This window comes from Chryseobacterium sp. R2ACT005 (assembly GCF_049949215.1).
GTDB lineage: Bacteria > Bacteroidota > Bacteroidia > Flavobacteriales > Weeksellaceae > Chryseobacterium.
Genome location: NZ_CP188192.1, coordinates 4770208 through 4786397 on the forward strand (window position 1 = coordinate 4770208; position 16190 = coordinate 4786397).

Annotated in this window: 12 protein-coding genes; 6 read left to right on the forward strand and 6 right to left on the reverse strand. The window is 36.2% G+C overall.

What is annotated here, in order from left to right:
* Positions 1 to 61 precede the first annotated feature (61 nt).
* The 6 genes from ACPF63_RS21950 to ACPF63_RS21975 all read right to left on the reverse strand — a co-directional run bounded on the left by ACPF63_RS21950 (position 62) and on the right by ACPF63_RS21975 (position 9447).
* Positions 62 to 1915 (reverse strand): LamG-like jellyroll fold domain-containing protein, encoded by a 1854-nt coding sequence (locus tag ACPF63_RS21950; protein ID WP_426481316.1) that lies wholly within the window; start codon positions 1913 to 1915, stop codon positions 62 to 64.
* Positions 1916 to 2300: 385 nt separating this feature from the next.
* The gene (locus tag ACPF63_RS21955; RefSeq protein ID WP_426481317.1) at positions 2301 to 2969 is read right to left on the reverse strand and encodes an HAD-IA family hydrolase; all 669 of its coding nucleotides are present in this window, start codon (positions 2967 to 2969) and stop codon (positions 2301 to 2303) included.
* Between the two features lie 7 nt (positions 2970 to 2976).
* Complete coding sequence (locus ACPF63_RS21960; RefSeq protein WP_426481318.1) at positions 2977 to 4131, reverse strand: TIGR03364 family FAD-dependent oxidoreductase; 1155 nt, start codon at positions 4129 to 4131, stop codon at positions 2977 to 2979.
* 11 nt (positions 4132 to 4142) lie between these two features.
* On the reverse strand, positions 4143 to 5441 hold the full coding sequence (locus tag ACPF63_RS21965) for a DUF5690 family protein (RefSeq protein ID WP_426481319.1): 1299 nt from the start codon (positions 5439 to 5441) through the stop codon (positions 4143 to 4145).
* Between the two features lie 9 nt (positions 5442 to 5450).
* On the reverse strand, positions 5451 to 8276 hold the full coding sequence (locus ACPF63_RS21970) for a TonB-dependent receptor (RefSeq protein ID WP_426481320.1): 2826 nt from the start codon (positions 8274 to 8276) through the stop codon (positions 5451 to 5453).
* A gap of 601 nt (positions 8277 to 8877) precedes the next feature.
* Positions 8878 to 9447, reverse strand: coding sequence for a helix-turn-helix domain-containing protein (locus ACPF63_RS21975; protein ID WP_077413174.1), 570 nt, complete (start codon positions 9445 to 9447; stop codon positions 8878 to 8880).
* 207 nt (positions 9448 to 9654) lie between these two features.
* Here ACPF63_RS21975 and ACPF63_RS21980 point away from each other — a divergent pair, with 207 nt between their 5' ends.
* The 6 genes from ACPF63_RS21980 (at position 9655) to ACPF63_RS22005 (ending at position 16182) form a co-directional block, all read left to right on the forward strand.
* A complete protein-coding gene (locus ACPF63_RS21980; protein WP_047380001.1) occupies positions 9655 to 10362 on the forward strand; it encodes a response regulator transcription factor in 708 nt (235 codons plus the stop codon).
* Between the two features lie 3 nt (positions 10363 to 10365).
* Positions 10366 to 11766 carry an ATP-binding protein gene (locus tag ACPF63_RS21985; protein ID WP_426481321.1) on the forward strand — a complete coding sequence of 467 codons (1401 nt, stop codon included), beginning with the start codon at positions 10366 to 10368 and terminating at the stop codon, positions 11764 to 11766.
* Between the two features lie 227 nt (positions 11767 to 11993).
* On the forward strand, positions 11994 to 12488 hold the full coding sequence (locus ACPF63_RS21990; protein ID WP_426481322.1) for a hypothetical protein: 495 nt from the start codon (positions 11994 to 11996) through the stop codon (positions 12486 to 12488).
* Positions 12489 to 12515: 27 nt separating this feature from the next.
* Positions 12516 to 13343, forward strand: coding sequence for a YoaK family protein (locus tag ACPF63_RS21995; protein ID WP_426481323.1), 828 nt, complete (start codon positions 12516 to 12518; stop codon positions 13341 to 13343).
* A 316-nt stretch (positions 13344 to 13659) separates the two neighbouring features.
* Positions 13660 to 15450: a DNA mismatch repair endonuclease MutL gene (mutL, locus tag ACPF63_RS22000; RefSeq protein ID WP_180564837.1), complete on the forward strand. Its 1791-nt coding sequence runs from the start codon at positions 13660 to 13662 to the stop codon at positions 15448 to 15450.
* Between the two features lie 3 nt (positions 15451 to 15453).
* On the forward strand, positions 15454 to 16182 hold the full coding sequence (locus tag ACPF63_RS22005; protein WP_426481324.1) for a rhomboid family intramembrane serine protease: 729 nt from the start codon (positions 15454 to 15456) through the stop codon (positions 16180 to 16182).
* Positions 16183 to 16190: the final 8 nt, after the last annotated feature.

The window sequence follows — 16190 nt, forward strand, 5'->3', positions numbered from 1 at the left end:
GAACTCGGATAGAAATATCCTTGTTCTAATATCAAAATTTAAATCTAATTGCTTTACTGTTTTATTTCTTAATAAAAGTCTTGGTCAGTGACTTTTTGCTTCCATTGATTTTAATGTAATATACACCTGCCGGAAGATTTCCGATATTTATTTTTTCATCGTAATATTCTCTTGAAGACTGTAAATGTGATGTTGAAACAATCGCTCCTTTACTGTCGATGATTTCTACTTTAATTTCCTTATCCTCAGACTTGTACTGGATTCCGATGAATGTTGAAACAGGATTGGGATATACTTTAAAATCATCAGCGATGACCTTCGTCTCTTTTGATGCCAATACTTCTTTGGAACATGCCGGAATTCTGTTCACGCCGTCAATTCCCCATGAAGACTGAACCGGAATACAAAGCCAGTTCAATACAGTAGGGAAATGATCTGTTTCTCTTGTCGTTGAAGTATAATCATACACTTTAAAATTGTTAACCGTACCGGTGTTATAAGTAGGAGAACCTGTTACTGCCATATTATTAGCATTTGGGCTTGAATCCGTCAATGTATTTCCTGAAGTTCCATTACATTTCCAGTTGGCTAATAATTGAGAATAATAAGGGTGTGAAGCCGTAATATCCTGATTAGCCCAATTCACAATCACATCATTAGGAAGAGCCGATTTCCAGATTCTTACATCTTTATAAGAAGCCGCCAGATTGATTCCATAAGTATTTGTTCCATCCTGATTTAAAGTTAAAGGAAGCCCGGAATCAATATTTCCGATCGTATTCATTTTAGCAAAAGTTACCGGAACACCATCTTCATACAGCGTTACAAGGCCGTCTCTGTCAAAGGTGGCAGCAATATGCTTCCATTTATTGGTTTCCACTTTTCCGCCAACAAGATCTATTCTGCTGGTACCATCACCAATATTCATCTTGAATGTCTGCCCGGAATATCCTGAGAAAACAAATCCTTTATTTTTCCCATTAGCCCAGTTTTTATTACTGATCATTACCGGATCACTGGAATAGGCTGCATTAGGTTTTACCCAAAATTCAATGGTAAAATCCTGATTGGAACCAAAATTAAAAAGTGTCTGGTTAGATGGTTTTGCATAAGTTCCCGCTGGAAAATTCAACTGATTAAATGTTTTATTGGATTCCAGAACGGTTTTGCTGATCTGCTGAGGAGTAAATCCCGGATTAGAATATACTGTAAAAATATTTCTTTCAGAAAGATTTCCACCACCATGAGAGCTGTCTACCGCACCATGATCTGTAGTAAGAACTACGAGCCAGTCTTCATTGTTATAAGAGGGTCTATTTTTCATCGCTGCAACAATCTCTCCAATGTAAGTATCTGTTGTTTTAATAGAAGATACATATTGAGGAACGGTGGAAGAGAACCCGTAAGAATGTCCTGCGTGGTCTACATCGTCAAAATCTACAAAGAGAATATCAGGATTATCATTCTGCAAAGCAGTTACAGCAGCGTTTTTCACTGCAAGATCTGTTGCCAGATTGGTTTTTACATCAGCGTTTTGGATAATTTTATCGTTGATGGGTGCCCAATGAGCAAGAGAAATAGTTCTCAGACCAGGATTGTAAGTTTCAGCTCTTGTTAAAAAGTCAGGATAATTGACGTAGTTGGGGCTTGTAAAATTATTGTCCTGAACATTATGCTTGGTGTGCCATACACCGGTAAGCATCGTACTCCATCCGTTTCCGCTCCAGGTAGTGGCAGCACAAAGCCCGTCGACAGAATATATCGACTGACTGATAAGATTTTGAATGTTGGGAGTAGGAGTAGACATCATTACGTCTGCACGGCAACCGTCAATACCGATAAAAAGTACTTTTTTGGTCTGAGCTCCAAGGAAACAGCTCATTACAACAGCCATTGAGAATAGTTTTGTTTTCATAGGAAAAAGAGTTTTTGAAAATATAAAAGTTTACAAATAGTAATTTATTTTAAACTATTGTAAAATTAGTTTACTATTTGTAAACATGTGTGAACTGAAAATTAATTTATTGATAATTAAAAAGTTCCAGAAAAAGAATGAAATGTTTAACCACAAAAGTCACAAAAGAGAATAAATCCCGTTTATTTTAAGTAACAAACTTTGAGAATATAAAGTTCACAACAGCGTCCGAAAATCTTCAATTGTACGTACTATATTCCCCTCCTCCGGAGGGGTGTCAAATTTATAATTTGACGGGGTGGTAAAAAACACAAACGTTTCCAATGATTTGCCTTGAAAACATTTGTGTAAAGAAGTACTAAAAAATAGTTTGAAAAAGATGTGTTTAAAGAAGATTTTCAGCCTCAGAAATTGTATTTAGGATATAATCAGGGGATGCTTTTTCAAGTTCTGATCGGGTCTGAGCTCCGGAAAGAACGGCTACCGTAAGTCCGCAGCCTGCATTTTTACCCTCTTCAATATCAATAACAGAATCTCCCGCTTTTAAAACCTTATGTGCTTCAGTGATATTGAATTTCTTCATCGCAAGATGAATCATTTCAGGGCTTGGACGGCTTTCCGAAACATCATCCGCAGTAATTAAAGCATCAAAATGAATACTTTCTTTCCAGTTGAGTTTATCCAAAAGCTGATGAGCGATTTCAGATGTATATCCTGTATTCAAAACGATCTTTTTGTTTTGAGACTTCATACTGAGAAGGAAATCTTCCGTTCCGGTGATGGGTTTTACTTCAAGATTTTTGTAAGACTCTTTGAGCTGATCAGAGAAATTCTCAAAGATTTCGGGAGCGTCCTCTTCATTGCCATTAATTTTCTTTAAAAGGCTTGTAATAGCTTCCAGTTTTTCCATTCCGGCACAGCTGGATAATACCTTTTCCAGACTTACCACATAGCCGTAATCATTCACGGCATTGGTAAGTGTTTTGTACACTACATTATCCTCATCAATTGTTGTTCCGGCCATATCCAGAACCAATAATTCTATATTTTTCATTTAAATTTTAAGCGTAAATTTTTTCAATATTAAATTTTGAGAAGCCACCGCTTCCTGTCATTCCTTTCCCTCCGATACCCGTTACAATATGAATATTGGCAGATGGGCTGTGTTCAAAAAGATCTTTGGTTTTGCACTGAGAATAAATTCCGAACCATCTTCTCTGAATATCATACGTGGGAAGATCAATGATTTTTTTAGCCTCAAGAATCATGAATTCATCAATCTCCATATTAAGATCATATCCAAGATCATCCGCATTTTTAGCATCGGCATACTCATGAGAATCTCCAATGATGACAGAACCGTCAAGAGCCTGTTTGAATAAAATATGAACTCCGTATTTCTTTTCAAAAGAAATCGGGTCTTCTAAAGCCTTGATTTTCTGGAAAGAAGGACATTCGCTGAATGATTCATATCTTCTGACAGAAAGCCCGGTAAGAATATTTCCCTGAAGCGAATAAATCCCCTGCGGTTTGGTCTGAAGCATCTGAAGTTTACTGACTTCCAGATCACTGTCATTGAATACTTTAGGATATAAAGTCTTAAACTCATGTCCGCCACAGATGATGATTTTAGATGCATTGAATTCCATTCTGTCTGCAGTTACAGCTGTACATTTCTGATCATCTTCATGGGTTTCAAGAACCGTTGTATTGTAGAAAATCTGCAGTCCCATTTTTTCCTGAAGCAGCTTGTGAAGTTTTACAATCATATCTGCAGAATCTACTGAAAGTTCCTGAGGGAAAAACAGACCTCCTTTACAATAATCCGAACGGAGCCCGTCATATTTTTTAACGCAGTCATTTTTTGATAATAAAACAGATTCATAATCATTGTTTCTGTTGATTTCATAAAGCTCTTCAATCAGCTGAAGCTCTTCATCATTGGACGCGATATATACAGATCCGTTTTGTCTGATGGTAAGATCCGCCTGGGTATGAATTTCATTGTATATGGTGAGACTTTCTCTTCCGAAATTCTGCCATTTCAGATCCATTCCGGACGGTACTACCTGTCCGAAGTTCCTTACAGTGGCTCCCTGAGGAACAGAATTTCTTTCCAGTAAAGCTACTTTAAGATTTTTCTTCAGCGCATGATAAGCATGGAATGTTCCTAAAATTCCACCTCCTACAACGATTAAATCAAATTTTGTTGTCATTGTATTATAATTTATAAAATTTTCGATGTATCGAAATTGATGAATTGATTAGAGTTTGATTTGGGCTTTGATTTATTTCTGAAAGCCAGAAAAGCAATCACGGAAAGAATGAAAACGGTAACGGTGATGATGTAATTTAAGTTGATATAGAAATTTAACCATGACGTCTGAGCCGAACCAAAATTTTTATACAAAAGAATCAGAACACTTCCAAGATACCCGAATGAATCTACAATATAAATGAGAAAACCTACATTTCCTTTGATTTCAAAAGCGGCAATCATCCGGTCAAAGTAAATTCCGTTAAAAGGAATATAACAGATATACATTCCGAAACCGGAAATCGTCATCCATAAAAAAGGAGATAAAGAGCCCTGCTGAAAAAGATAAGTAGAAAGCCCTACTGTTAGAATTCCTATGAAAAGTATATAGTGATAGTAGGCAAATGCTTTTTTGTTGTTCTTTACTTTGACCATGAAACTTAAGATCAAAAGGACCATCACCGCAATAGGAATTTCCGTTAAAGTGAAAATGGAACTGTCAAAAGTAAAATGCAGTCCGTCCCAGATCTCACGGTTGAAATTATCTCTGAAATCCCTTAAAACCGTTAAACTGATATATAAAAAGATAATACACATGATGGGGACAAAAAACTGTTGGATCAGTGCTTTTCTTTCCCTACCGTTCAACGGTTGTCTTTTGTTTTTAAGCAAAATGTCTTCTTCTGAAGGTTTGGGTATTCTTTCAAGAAGCAGTCCGAAAAAAATCAATGGAATAATAAAAATAAGTCCGGCTGAAAACGGCATCCAGAACTCGGAAATGGAGAACGTATCCATTAAAAATTTTCCTGCGGATTTTGTAAATCCTGAAGAAACGACAAAGCTTGAACATAAAAACAGACCGATGATTTCCGTGGTTTTTCGCCCTTCGATGTAAGAGAAAACAATTCCCCAGATCATTCCCAACGGAATCCCGTTGATAAACATAAATATAATATTGTAAGGAGCAGGAACCGCTGCAAATCCTAACAGGGCAAGCTCTGCAATGGCAATAAAAACAAACAGATAAGTAAGTCTTTTTTGTGGTTTCAGCTCAGAAATAAATTTGATCCCTATGAATTTTGAAATAAAATAGCCTACTGCCTGCGCAATAATAATCAGAATCTTATAATCTACTCCGAAATAGGAAAGTCCCTCGTAAGAAGCTACAGTAAAAGGTTTTCTGAAGCCGTACATGCAGAAGTAAACACCAAAAGCAGCAAAAGCGGCTTTCAGTGTAACTAATGTTTTTTTATTGATGGTTCTGGCCATGATAATGGTTTAGAAGTTCAGTTTTACTCCAAGATTGAATCGTACTCCGTAATATTCTACCTGTTCAGGGCGGTCTTCATTTTTACCGAAGTGATAGATCAGAGGTTTGTTCAGAATATTGTTTACATCTGCATATAAAGTCAGATATTTTGTAAACTGATAAGACCCTCCGAAATCAAGATTGCTGTATTTACCATAATAAGAATCGTTGATATCTTCCTCAGCATATTCTACAGCATACTTTCCTTTATAGTTGTAAGCCAGCCTTGCATTGAATCCTTTTTTCTCAAAGAAAAGCTGTGCGTTGTATAATTCTTTTGCCTGATAGGGCAGTGCTACCGTTCTTCCGCTTGGCTTCTCCATTTCAGAGGTCATGAATGTAGCATTCAGCTGTACTCCGAAGTATTGTAAAAACCCTGGAAGGAAGTCGAATCTTTTGTTAATTCCAAGTTCAATACCTCCAAGCCATGCTGCTTTTCCATTATTAGGTGCTGTAAATTGTACACCCGTAATTCCGTTATAATTTCCGATAAAAGAATCCTGAAAAATAGGATCTGTAATCGATTTATAGAAAATACCGCCACTCAGAATCCCTACATTGGAGAAATAATATTCTCCCATCAAATCAAAATTCAAAGAATAGGTAGGATTAAGATTGGGGTTTCCACCTTTAAATTCGTTGTCTGCTTCAATATAAGTTCCTCCAGGGGTGAGATCTCCAAAGTTCGGTCTTGAGAAAGTTCTTGTAGCAGCAAAACGAAGATTGGTTTTATCATTCAATGTATACTTCAAATGAACCATTGGAAGAACAGCCAGATAGTTTTTGGTGTTTTCTACCGGAGTAAGTACATTATCATTCACACTGTATCCTCTTACCTTAGTATTGGTATTGGATAATCTGATTCCTCCTAAAATGGTGATCTTATCATTCAGTTTATAGGTTGCCATCCCGTAAGCGTCTGCATGTTTTTCAAAGACATCAAAATTTCTTCCTAATGCTTTATTGTACTGCAGTGCTTCGGAATCAGCCGTATTAATCTTTAGATTCCCTTGATTCTGATACCAGAACTGGTTCATTCCTGTTGTAGAAAGTACGGGTCCAAAAGTATTGCCGATATGAGCATTCATTTCACTTAAATATTTCGGTCCATTGGGCTGTGTTGTGATATATTGTGAATACTCAGACAGAAGTGGGGCAGTACCATTGTTCCAGTTGTAGAAAATATCAGAGAACTTTGCATTACGTTCTTTATCTCTGTATTTAAAACCATATTTTAAGGTCAGTTTATCAGATGCATTAATTTCGTGGTTGAATGCTGCTACGATTTTGTCTTTTTCCTCTACAAAAACTTTATAAAATTCAAGATCTGTAAATCTCATTTGGGAAGCATCCATTTTAAAGTTCGGATCACTGTAAAAACCGAATAAAGCATCTGGGTTTTTATAATCTAATTTCCCACCATCGGCTTTCCAATAAGCTCTTGGTCCATTTCCATGATCTGAAATATAATCAGGATTAATGCCTACACCAGATTGAGTGTACTTGATGACATAGTAAGAATTATTCTGTTTATCAGGAATGTTTCCATACTTGAATTTGTTGTCGTAGTAAGATAAGTCCCAGTCGATTTTTCCTTTATTTAAATTATGAACGGCTCCCAAAGAGACAGAAGTAAGCTCTGTAATTAATAAATTGTGGATATTCTGAAGCTCTATTCTCGCTGTATTGTTGGCGCTGCTGAATTTATCAAATCGGATTCTATGTTTGTAGTGGGTTTCATCATCCGATAATGTACCATACATTCCTTTTAAATAGAAAGTAGTTTTTGGAGACAATACATATTCAAAAGCCGTATTGATCCCTGTTGTTTTTCTTACTCCGTTATAATCACGAAGTTCCAGCCTGAAAACACCTTCATCACCACTTCTTCTCGCTTCAAAGTTATCTGTAGACCAGTTCCTGATGAAATGGGCAAAATTGAAAAGGTACCCGAATTTTTTATCTTTTGTTCTTCCTCCATATAAAAATCCGAGGTTATACACTCCTTTATCAGCTTTAGCATTATATCCGCTTCCAATAGTTGCTTTGAATTCTGTTTTCATTGGCGGAGTCTTGGTGATAAAATTGACACCACCACCAATTCCGTCTGCTTCCATGTCTGGGGTAAAAGACTTGTTTACATGTACATACGAGATCAGTTCCGTAGGAAAAAAGTCGAATGCTGTTGCTCTTGATGTTGTTTCCTCCTCAGCGGTAGGAAGTCTGTTTCCATTGATGGTTGTAGAAGCCCAGAATGGCGGAAGTCCTCTCAGAGAAACAAATCTTCCTTCGCCCTGGTCTCTTTCAATAGAAACTCCCTGTACACGCTGTACGGTCTCTGCCGCATTTCTGTCCGGTAGCTTTCCGATTCCGTCAGAGGCAATGACATTGGTAATATTGATTGCATTTTTCTGAAGATTCAACGCTCTTGCTTCCGTATTTTTCAGCGTTCCGGTAACGACTACTTCATCAATGTTTTTTCGGGGCTGGGAAAGTTTGATGCTTCCCAAATCAACCGTTTGTTCTGGCTTCAGATCTACATTGATGTCTGTAGATTCATATCCGATGTAGCTGATTTGTAACGTGTACTGACCTTCTTTGATATCATTGATGGTAAATTTTCCTTCAATATCAGTCGCTATATTTTTAGATAAGCCTTTTATTTTGACTGTGGCCCCGGGGAGAGGCTGGCTGTCGTCCAGAACAGTTCCTATAATTAACTGTTTCTGTGCTGAAACAAAGACAATGAAACAGACAAAAACAAGGGTAAGTAATTTCTCTAAATTTGCTTTCATTTTTACATATATTAAATTTTTTATGCAAATCAAGCTAATAATTTTAATATATATAAATATTCTGTATTAAGTATTGTTTAACAAATAGACACTGTTTATTACGACTATTTTACTTTGAAAACCATTAAAGTTGATCTTTTAAAATAGAATAAAACAGAGATAGAGTTTGTCCACACAACGTTTTTTATAAATATTGCTTTATAGTTATTCAATGGGAAATTGATCTGAAATAGGGGTGTTTTGGTTCATATTTCGTTCATTTTGGGAGAAAGTAGAAAATCAAAAATTGCATATTTGTAAACTTTTGTTTTGTCTGGAAATCAAAAATTCAAGAAGAATGAGTAAAATGATTATTATTTTAAACGCAAGTTTAATGATTCTAACAGTATATTTATAAGGATGCAAAGGTTGCGGCTTTGTCGCTGATGAAGCGTTCTTGTGATGCGTGCACTCATAAAGAATCAATGAGATTGATTCTACTCTAGAATTGTCATTCTGAATGCAATGCAATGAAGAATTTTATACTATTGAATGTAAATAGGATTCTTCCTTCGTCAGAATGACAAAGTCAAATAAAAAACTTTGCGTTAAAAAAATGCGATTAAGCAGTATAAAAATAAAGGACAAGCATCACACAGCTTTCATCGCTGATGCTTACCGGAACGTGAGGAAACTTACCATTGAAATAAAGAGAATCTCCTTCTTTTAAAATGATTTCTTCATTATCAATCACGTATTTCACTTCTCCTTTCAGGATATATTTGAATTCCCAGGCATCGGTAATAACTTTTTCCCTTTTTGAATTGGGTTCAAGGGTAAGGAGTGCCGCTTCAAATCCCAAAGAATGAAGACTTTTGCTGAAGATATGCATATACTTGAATCCTTCAGCTTCTACCTCTTTTTCTATTACTTGCTGGCTTTCTTTCGGAACATAGATGAATTTGGCATTGGATTTTTTTTCAACCCCTTCAAAAAAATAGCTGGCATCAATCTCAAGAGACTGAATCAGATCTAATAAGACAGGAAGTGAAGGAATCGTCCTTCCGTTTTCAATTCTGGAAACAAGACCGTTACTCACATTTGCTTTGAAAGCCAGATCATTGATGGTTAAATTATTCTTTTTTCTAATATCCTTTAATCTCTTGCCGATACCTATTAAAAAGTCGTTCATACGCTATGCAATTTAACCTGAATTATTTTTTTTCGTCATTCAATGAAAGGCAAAGGTAATATTATTCTATAGAGTTTGGATAGATAAGGGAATCAATTCATTGAAAATTATTATTGAAAGGAACGCTGAATTTGTCTTCTGCTTTCTTTCCCTTTTTGCCCATCCCAATAAAATTTCCCTATTTTTGTGAAACTCCTTATTTCATTTATGAAAAAAATTATTCTTATCGAAGACGAAACCAGCGTAGTTTCTTTTATTAAGAAAGGACTTCAGGAAAATGGATATGAAATTTCTGTAGCTTTTGACGGCCGTACAGGAGTACAACTGGTGCAGGCTAACGATTTTGATCTGGTAATTTTAGACATTATGCTTCCGGAAATGAATGGTCTGGATGTCTGTAAAGAGATAAGAAAAACCAATCAGAGCGTTCCGATTTTGTTTCTAACTGCTTTGGGAACTTCTGAAAATATTGTTCTCGGATTGGAAAGTGGGGGAGATGATTATCTTGTAAAGCCTTTTAAATTCATAGAGCTGGTAGCACGCGTGAAGTCTTTGCTAAGGAGAAGCAACAACAACGGTCCGCAGGAAGCTATTGAATCTGAACCTGATAATGAAGATGTTTTTCAGTTTTCGGATCTGATGGTGAACGATTATACCAAGAAAGTAACACGGGCCGGAGAAGACATTTCGCTTACTTCTACAGAATATAAACTCCTGCTGTATTTCCTGAATAATCCGGAAAAAGTAATTTCCAGAGCTGAAATTCTGGATGCAGTATGGGGAGTAAACTACGAACTGGGAACTAATGTGGTAGATGTATATGTCAACTATTTAAGAAAAAAACTGGATAACCAGGATGATAATAAGTTGATTCATACCGTGATAGGAATGGGATATGTGTTGAAAAAAACATAATGGATGTTTAATAAAGTGATTACAAATCAGACCAAAACGATGGTGCTTTTGATGTTGGTTTTTACAGCCATCATTTTGCTGTTCAGTGGTTTGGTATACTTTTCTATCGTGAATTTTTCCCATCAGAGATTTTATGAGCTCCTAAAGATCAGAACGGCGACCATTGTTCAGATTGAAAAAAGCAAAGATCATCTCGACCTTCCGGAAAATTATATTCTCAACAGTCTGAATGATGAGGAACTTCCAATGGAAAAGGACTATGTTTTTGCCGTTCCCAGAGATTCCAATTTCAAAAAAATATCTCAGGAAGTTCATATTCCTGCTTATTTCTTTAAAAATATTATCAAAGAAGGAGAGTCCAATTATAATGATGAAGAATTCTATTATATAGGACAAAGCTTTAAATATGATAATAAAGATTATATCGCTATTGCTTCAGCTAAAAATCATTATGTCATTTATTATCTGGGCTTTTTAAAAAGAACACTGCTTACCTGTATCGTTCTTTCTTTGTTCTTCAGTATGATCTTTTCTTTTTATTTGTCGAAAACCTTATTCAGACCGATCTTAAAAATTACAGGAAAAGTAAAGGAAATAAGTTCTGAAAATCTTCACTTAAGGCTGGAGTCTCAGCCTGATAACAAAGAGCTGAACGAGTTGGTAGATACTTTCAACGATATGCTCAACCGTATTGAAACCTCATTTGAAACTCAGAATCACCTGATCGGAAATGTTTCCCACGAATTGAGAACTCCTCTTACCTCCATTATGGGAGAAGCTGATGTTGCTCTTTCCATCAGCAGAACAGCCGATGAATACAAAGAAACTCTTGGAATCATTCTGGATGAAGCTGAAAAGCTGGATATAAAGATTAAAGCTCTCTTAATGATTGCCCAAACCGGATTCGATGGGAAAATCCAGAAAATGGATAAGGTAAGAATAGATCAGCTGCTTTGGGATGTTATTGAAACGCTAAGAAGAATAGATTCCAGAAATAATATTTATCTTGATATCAGTATGCTTCCCGATAATCCGAAAAAGCTGAAAGTACAGGGAAATGAACAGCTGCTCCATCTTGCGGTAGCCAATATCGTCAGTAATGGCTGCAAATATTCTAATTTTCAGCAGGTGAAAGTATCTCTGGGAGCTACCAATACAGATGTCTACATTATTGTAAAAGACAATGGTATCGGAATTCCTGAAGTAGAGATGAATAAAATCTACGATCCATTCTTCAGAGCCTCCAATACGAACAACTATGAAGGCTATGGAATTGGGCTTCCGTTAGCAAGAAATATCGTAAGAATGCATCATGGTGAACTGATCGTAAGTTCACACGAAAACCAGGGAACTACCGTACAGATGCGCTTCCCGAATTTCTATAGTACGCAGAAAGGAGAGTAGCCTGATCTTATTCAGCCTGAAGAACAATCCGGAAACAAACAATGTCTATGAGCAATTTCGTCCTTTTACGATTTTGTTTTTTGCTATATGAACTCTCCTTAACAATTTTCTAATCTCATTTTAATCTCTTTAATCACATTTTAATTCCGTTCCAAAGATGTTCTAATATGGTCGTTCTAGTTTTGTATCATCAAAAAAGATAAACACGATACAAAATAATAAAGAACATGGCTAAAACAATTTTAATTGCAACAGATTACTCTCTTGAGTCATTGAACATATTGAAAAAAGTACTTAAAGAGAAAGATGCATCAGAAGATCAGAACCAATATAATATCCTTCTGACATCCGGGTATGATGGCGGAGATTCTATCAGAGATCTTTTATTCACAACCAAAACGTCGGTTTTTAATAAAATAAGACCGGAAGAGTTCTGTGATGCCTATGGAATTATCAGTAATAAATATCCCCACCTGATTAATAAAATTACTTGTGATGTTTTTACAGGAAGTTTCCAGAGAACATTCAACCAATATGTAAAGGCAGAAAATATTGAAGAGGCTTATTATTCTCCATCTATCAAAAGTAAGGGAAAAGGCAAGTTTGATCTGATTCCTTATATCAAAAAATGCAAAGAACTGCAATCTCATGAAATTACCGTTGAAGTAAGAGAAAGACTTCCAGAAAGAGGAAGACTGGCAGAGATCTTTGTAGAGGTCTAAATAAAACACAAATAAAAAAATAAAAAAATGTTAAGAAATTATAGTAACAGCAGGACACTGGGAGATAATATCAGGTTGGGGACGCTGACTGCCTTTACGGCGGGTACTATAAATATAGCTTCCCTATTGATATTTCTCTCTTTTACATCGAATGTAACGGGACACTACGCTATTTTAGCAGCAGAAATAAGTAAAGGAAACTGGACGCAGGTAGGAGTAGTAGGGGGATGGATCTTTTTATTCTTCTTCGGAAGTTTTCTGTCCAACTTTATCGTTATCAACTTTAACAAGAAAAGTAAATATTTTGCCCATTCTATGCCTATTGCGCTGGAAATTATATGTCTCCTTTTTGTGGGAATATACGGGCAGTTTTACTATCAGAAAACATTAGAGGAAACAGAATATCTGGTAGCATTGATGCTTTTTGCCACCGGACTGCAAAACGGTCTTACGGCAAGTATCTCCAACTTCTCCGTGAAAACGACCCACCTTACCGGAACAACCACCGATTTAGGAATCCTGGTATCTATGTTTACACAGAAAAAATATAGAAAAAACGGAGAGCTTATAGGCAGGGCAAAACTTCTGATGAGTATTATGCTTGCTTATATCATGGGAGCAGTGTTCTCAGGATTGACTTATTACTATCTGGAATTCAGAGTGTTCTATGTAATCAGTCTGTGTCTTCTGATTGTCATCGGGTATGATGCTTATAAAATTCATGTTCGACACTTTAACACGAAATATAGATATAGCAGGATTTATAAAAAGCCTAATCTCTTTGCATATCTCTATGATAAAATCCATGGAATTCCTAAAAGAGAGAAGAAAAGAAAGCTTGTCTTTGAAGATTAAAATATAAAACACACTATTAATTTTTTGTATAAACTAGCTGTAAATGCCCTTATTTTATTATGAAATAGGGGTGTTTTTCTTTAAAAATGTCTTAAAAATCTATAAATCTGTTGTTTTTTATCCTGTTTTTTAAAGGTGTTAAAATGAAAATTTCCCGATCAGATTAATAAGCGAGCTAACGCCCTTCATTACAAACATTAAAAAAAATGGTTGGGGATAAATAAGTAAAAATGTTGATAATTAAATATTAAATCACGATTTTGGTATTTTAATTCCCGTTTCCATTGACTATTTTTGTAAGTTGATTTACGTTTTTATGTCAGATATTATTCAGCTTTTACCGGATCATGTAGCCAACCAAATTGCAGCGGGAGAGGTGGTGCAGCGGCCTGCATCCATCGTGAAAGAACTTTTGGAAAATGCTATTGATGCAGATGCAACGAAGATTGAATTGATCATCAGAGATGCCGGGAAAAACCTTATTCAGGTGGTAGACGACGGAAAAGGAATGTCCGAAACAGATGCCCGTATGGCATTTGAAAGACATGCTACCTCCAAAATCAAAGGAACAGAAGATATCTTTAAGATTGCTACAAAAGGCTTCCGGGGTGAAGCACTGGCTTCTATTGCCGCAGTTTCACAAGTAGAGCTCAGAACGAAACAGAATGACACATCCATTGGTACCAACATTTATATTGAAGGCGGAGTTTTCCAGTTTCAAGACCCGGTTCAGACAGCAGACGGATCAAATTTTTTAGTAAAAAATCTTTTCTATAACGTTCCTGCAAGAAGGAAGTTTTTGAAAAATAACAATATTGAATTCAGACATGTAATTGATGAATTTCAGCGTGTTGCACTGGCTCATGAAAATCTGGAATTTTCCCTTTTCCATGATGATGAAGCTGTTTTCAGGTTGAGAAAAGGAAGTCAGATGCAGCGTATTGTAGATGTTTTCGGAAGGAAACTTCAGCCGCTTTTGATTCCTATCAAAGAAGATATTATCTGGTGTAAACTTCATGGATTCGTTGCTAAGCCTGAAGGTGCCAAGAAAGCAAGAGGAGAACAGTTTCTTTTTGTGAACGGAAGGTATTTCAGAAGCCCGTACTTCAATAAAGCAGTACAGGAAGCCTTTGAAGGATTGCTTCAGCCCGGATATGTACCCTCATTTTTCCTTTTCCTGGAGCTTGATCCTGAGAAAATTGATGTGAATATTCATCCACAGAAAACCGAAGTGAAATTTGAAGATGAACATCTTATTTTTGCTTTGCTCCGCTCAACCATCAAAAGGTCGTTAGGGATTTATAATGTCTCTCCAAGCCTTGATTTCGACAGAGATCCGGAGTTGGATGAAATGATGAATAAACCGATTCCAAGCAAAGGAAACGGAGGTGGAAGTGGTTTTGTAAAAATGCCGGAGATTATTGTAGATAAGGATTATAATCCGTTTCTGGAAGAAAAAAATGTAGTGCATCCAGAAGAAATTCAGAATCTTACAGAAATGTACCATCAGAATATTACTGCTGAACCTTCAAAGATTAATTTATTTGAAGATGAAGATTTTGACGAAGATCTGATGAGGCTTCCAAACGGCTACTGGCTTTTCAATAAAGGTGATGTGACCTTGATGCTGGATCTCGGAAGAATGCACAGATTATTGGTCTCTGAAGGGAATAAATCTACCAGAAAATCAAATACAAACAGCCATGCTCTTCTTTTCTCTCTGGAATATCATATGAATGAGATTGAGAAGACAAAATATAATTCGATCAAAAAATATCTTCCGGAATTAGGGTTTGACATGAAAATTGCTCATGAAAGTGTACTTCGAATAGATTCACTTCCTGAAGGGCTGAAAGAAACCCAGGCAATGAAATTCCTGGAGAACCTTTTTGAAATTCTGGAATACAAAACAGAAGAAGAATTTTTGCATTACTACCATAATCAGTGGAACAAAATGCAGTCCAAGTCAAGATTTGACTTTATTTATAAAAAAGATGCGGAACAGCTTATCAAAGACTTTACAGCACTAGGTTTCCCGGAGTTTTTGCCGGATGGAAAAAGATGCTATTATGAAGTTCCGTTTAATGATTTTAAAAACAAATTTTAAATTATGTTTAACAATATACCGCCCATTACAAGGAATATTATTATAATCAATGTTATAGTATTTATTGTTACTTATTTCATGGGAAACCAGATGATTGGTTATCTCGCGGGCTTTTATCCGTTCTCCCCTTTTTTCCATTCATGGCAGGTTATTACCCATATGTTCATGCACGGAAGTATCATGCATATTTTATTTAACATGATGACGCTCTTTAGCTTTGGACCCATTCTGGAGCAGACATTAGGAGATAAAAAGTATTTGATTTTATATTTTGCAAGTGGTTTAGGTGCATTTTTCCTTTTCAATTTGTGGAATTTTGTAGAAGTTCAGCAGCTTTCCAGTGAATTGGAACAGCTGGGGTTTAATGTAAATGCATATTTGTCAGGTGCCAGTGTTGGGTTTGCAGGGAATGCAGATTCCATTCTTAAACAAAAAGAATTACTTGAAAGTTTCAAAGACATTGTAGCTACACCCATGGTTGGGGCTTCCGGAGCTATTTTCGGAGTTGTAGCGGCATTTGCGACGCTATATCCGGATTCTAAAATTGGAATCATGTTTATTCCGGTTCCTATAAAAGTAAAATACCTTCTGCCAGTTATTGTTGTTGTTTCTGTGTTCCTTGGTGTCTCCGGGAATGGAGGTGGCATTGCTCACCTCGCTCACGTAGGGGGAGCTTTGGTAGGATGGCTGCTGGCAGTAATTTGGAAAAAGCATTTGTACAGATTCAATTAAAATAAGAT

Bases quoted from the DNA above. Each gene is read 5' to 3' on its own strand.
- ACPF63_RS21955 (WP_426481317.1), bottom strand. From the start codon at position 2,969: ATGAAAAATATAGAATTATTGGTTCTGGATATGGCCGGAACAACAATT.
- ACPF63_RS21975 (WP_077413174.1), bottom strand. From the start codon at position 9,447: ATGAACGACTTTTTAATAGGTATCGGCAAGAGATTAAAGGATATTAGA.
- ACPF63_RS21990 (WP_426481322.1), top strand. From the start codon at position 11,994: ATGGCTAAAACAATTTTAATTGCAACAGATTACTCTCTTGAGTCATTG.
- ACPF63_RS21995 (WP_426481323.1), top strand. From the start codon at position 12,516: ATGTTAAGAAATTATAGTAACAGCAGGACACTGGGAGATAATATCAGG.
- ACPF63_RS21965 (WP_426481319.1), bottom strand. From the start codon at position 5,441: ATGGCCAGAACCATCAATAAAAAAACATTAGTTACACTGAAAGCCGCT.
- ACPF63_RS21970 (WP_426481320.1), bottom strand. From the start codon at position 8,276: ATGAAAGCAAATTTAGAGAAATTACTTACCCTTGTTTTTGTCTGTTTC.
- ACPF63_RS21960 (WP_426481318.1), bottom strand. From the start codon at position 4,131: ATGACAACAAAATTTGATTTAATCGTTGTAGGAGGTGGAATTTTAGGA.
- mutL (WP_180564837.1), top strand. From the start codon at position 13,660: ATGTCAGATATTATTCAGCTTTTACCGGATCATGTAGCCAACCAAATT.
- ACPF63_RS21980 (WP_047380001.1), top strand. From the start codon at position 9,655: ATGAAAAAAATTATTCTTATCGAAGACGAAACCAGCGTAGTTTCTTTT.
- ACPF63_RS22005 (WP_426481324.1), top strand. From the start codon at position 15,454: ATGTTTAACAATATACCGCCCATTACAAGGAATATTATTATAATCAAT.
- ACPF63_RS21985 (WP_426481321.1), top strand. From the start codon at position 10,366: ATGTTTAATAAAGTGATTACAAATCAGACCAAAACGATGGTGCTTTTG.
- ACPF63_RS21950 (WP_426481316.1), bottom strand. From the start codon at position 1,915: ATGAAAACAAAACTATTCTCAATGGCTGTTGTAATGAGCTGTTTCCTT.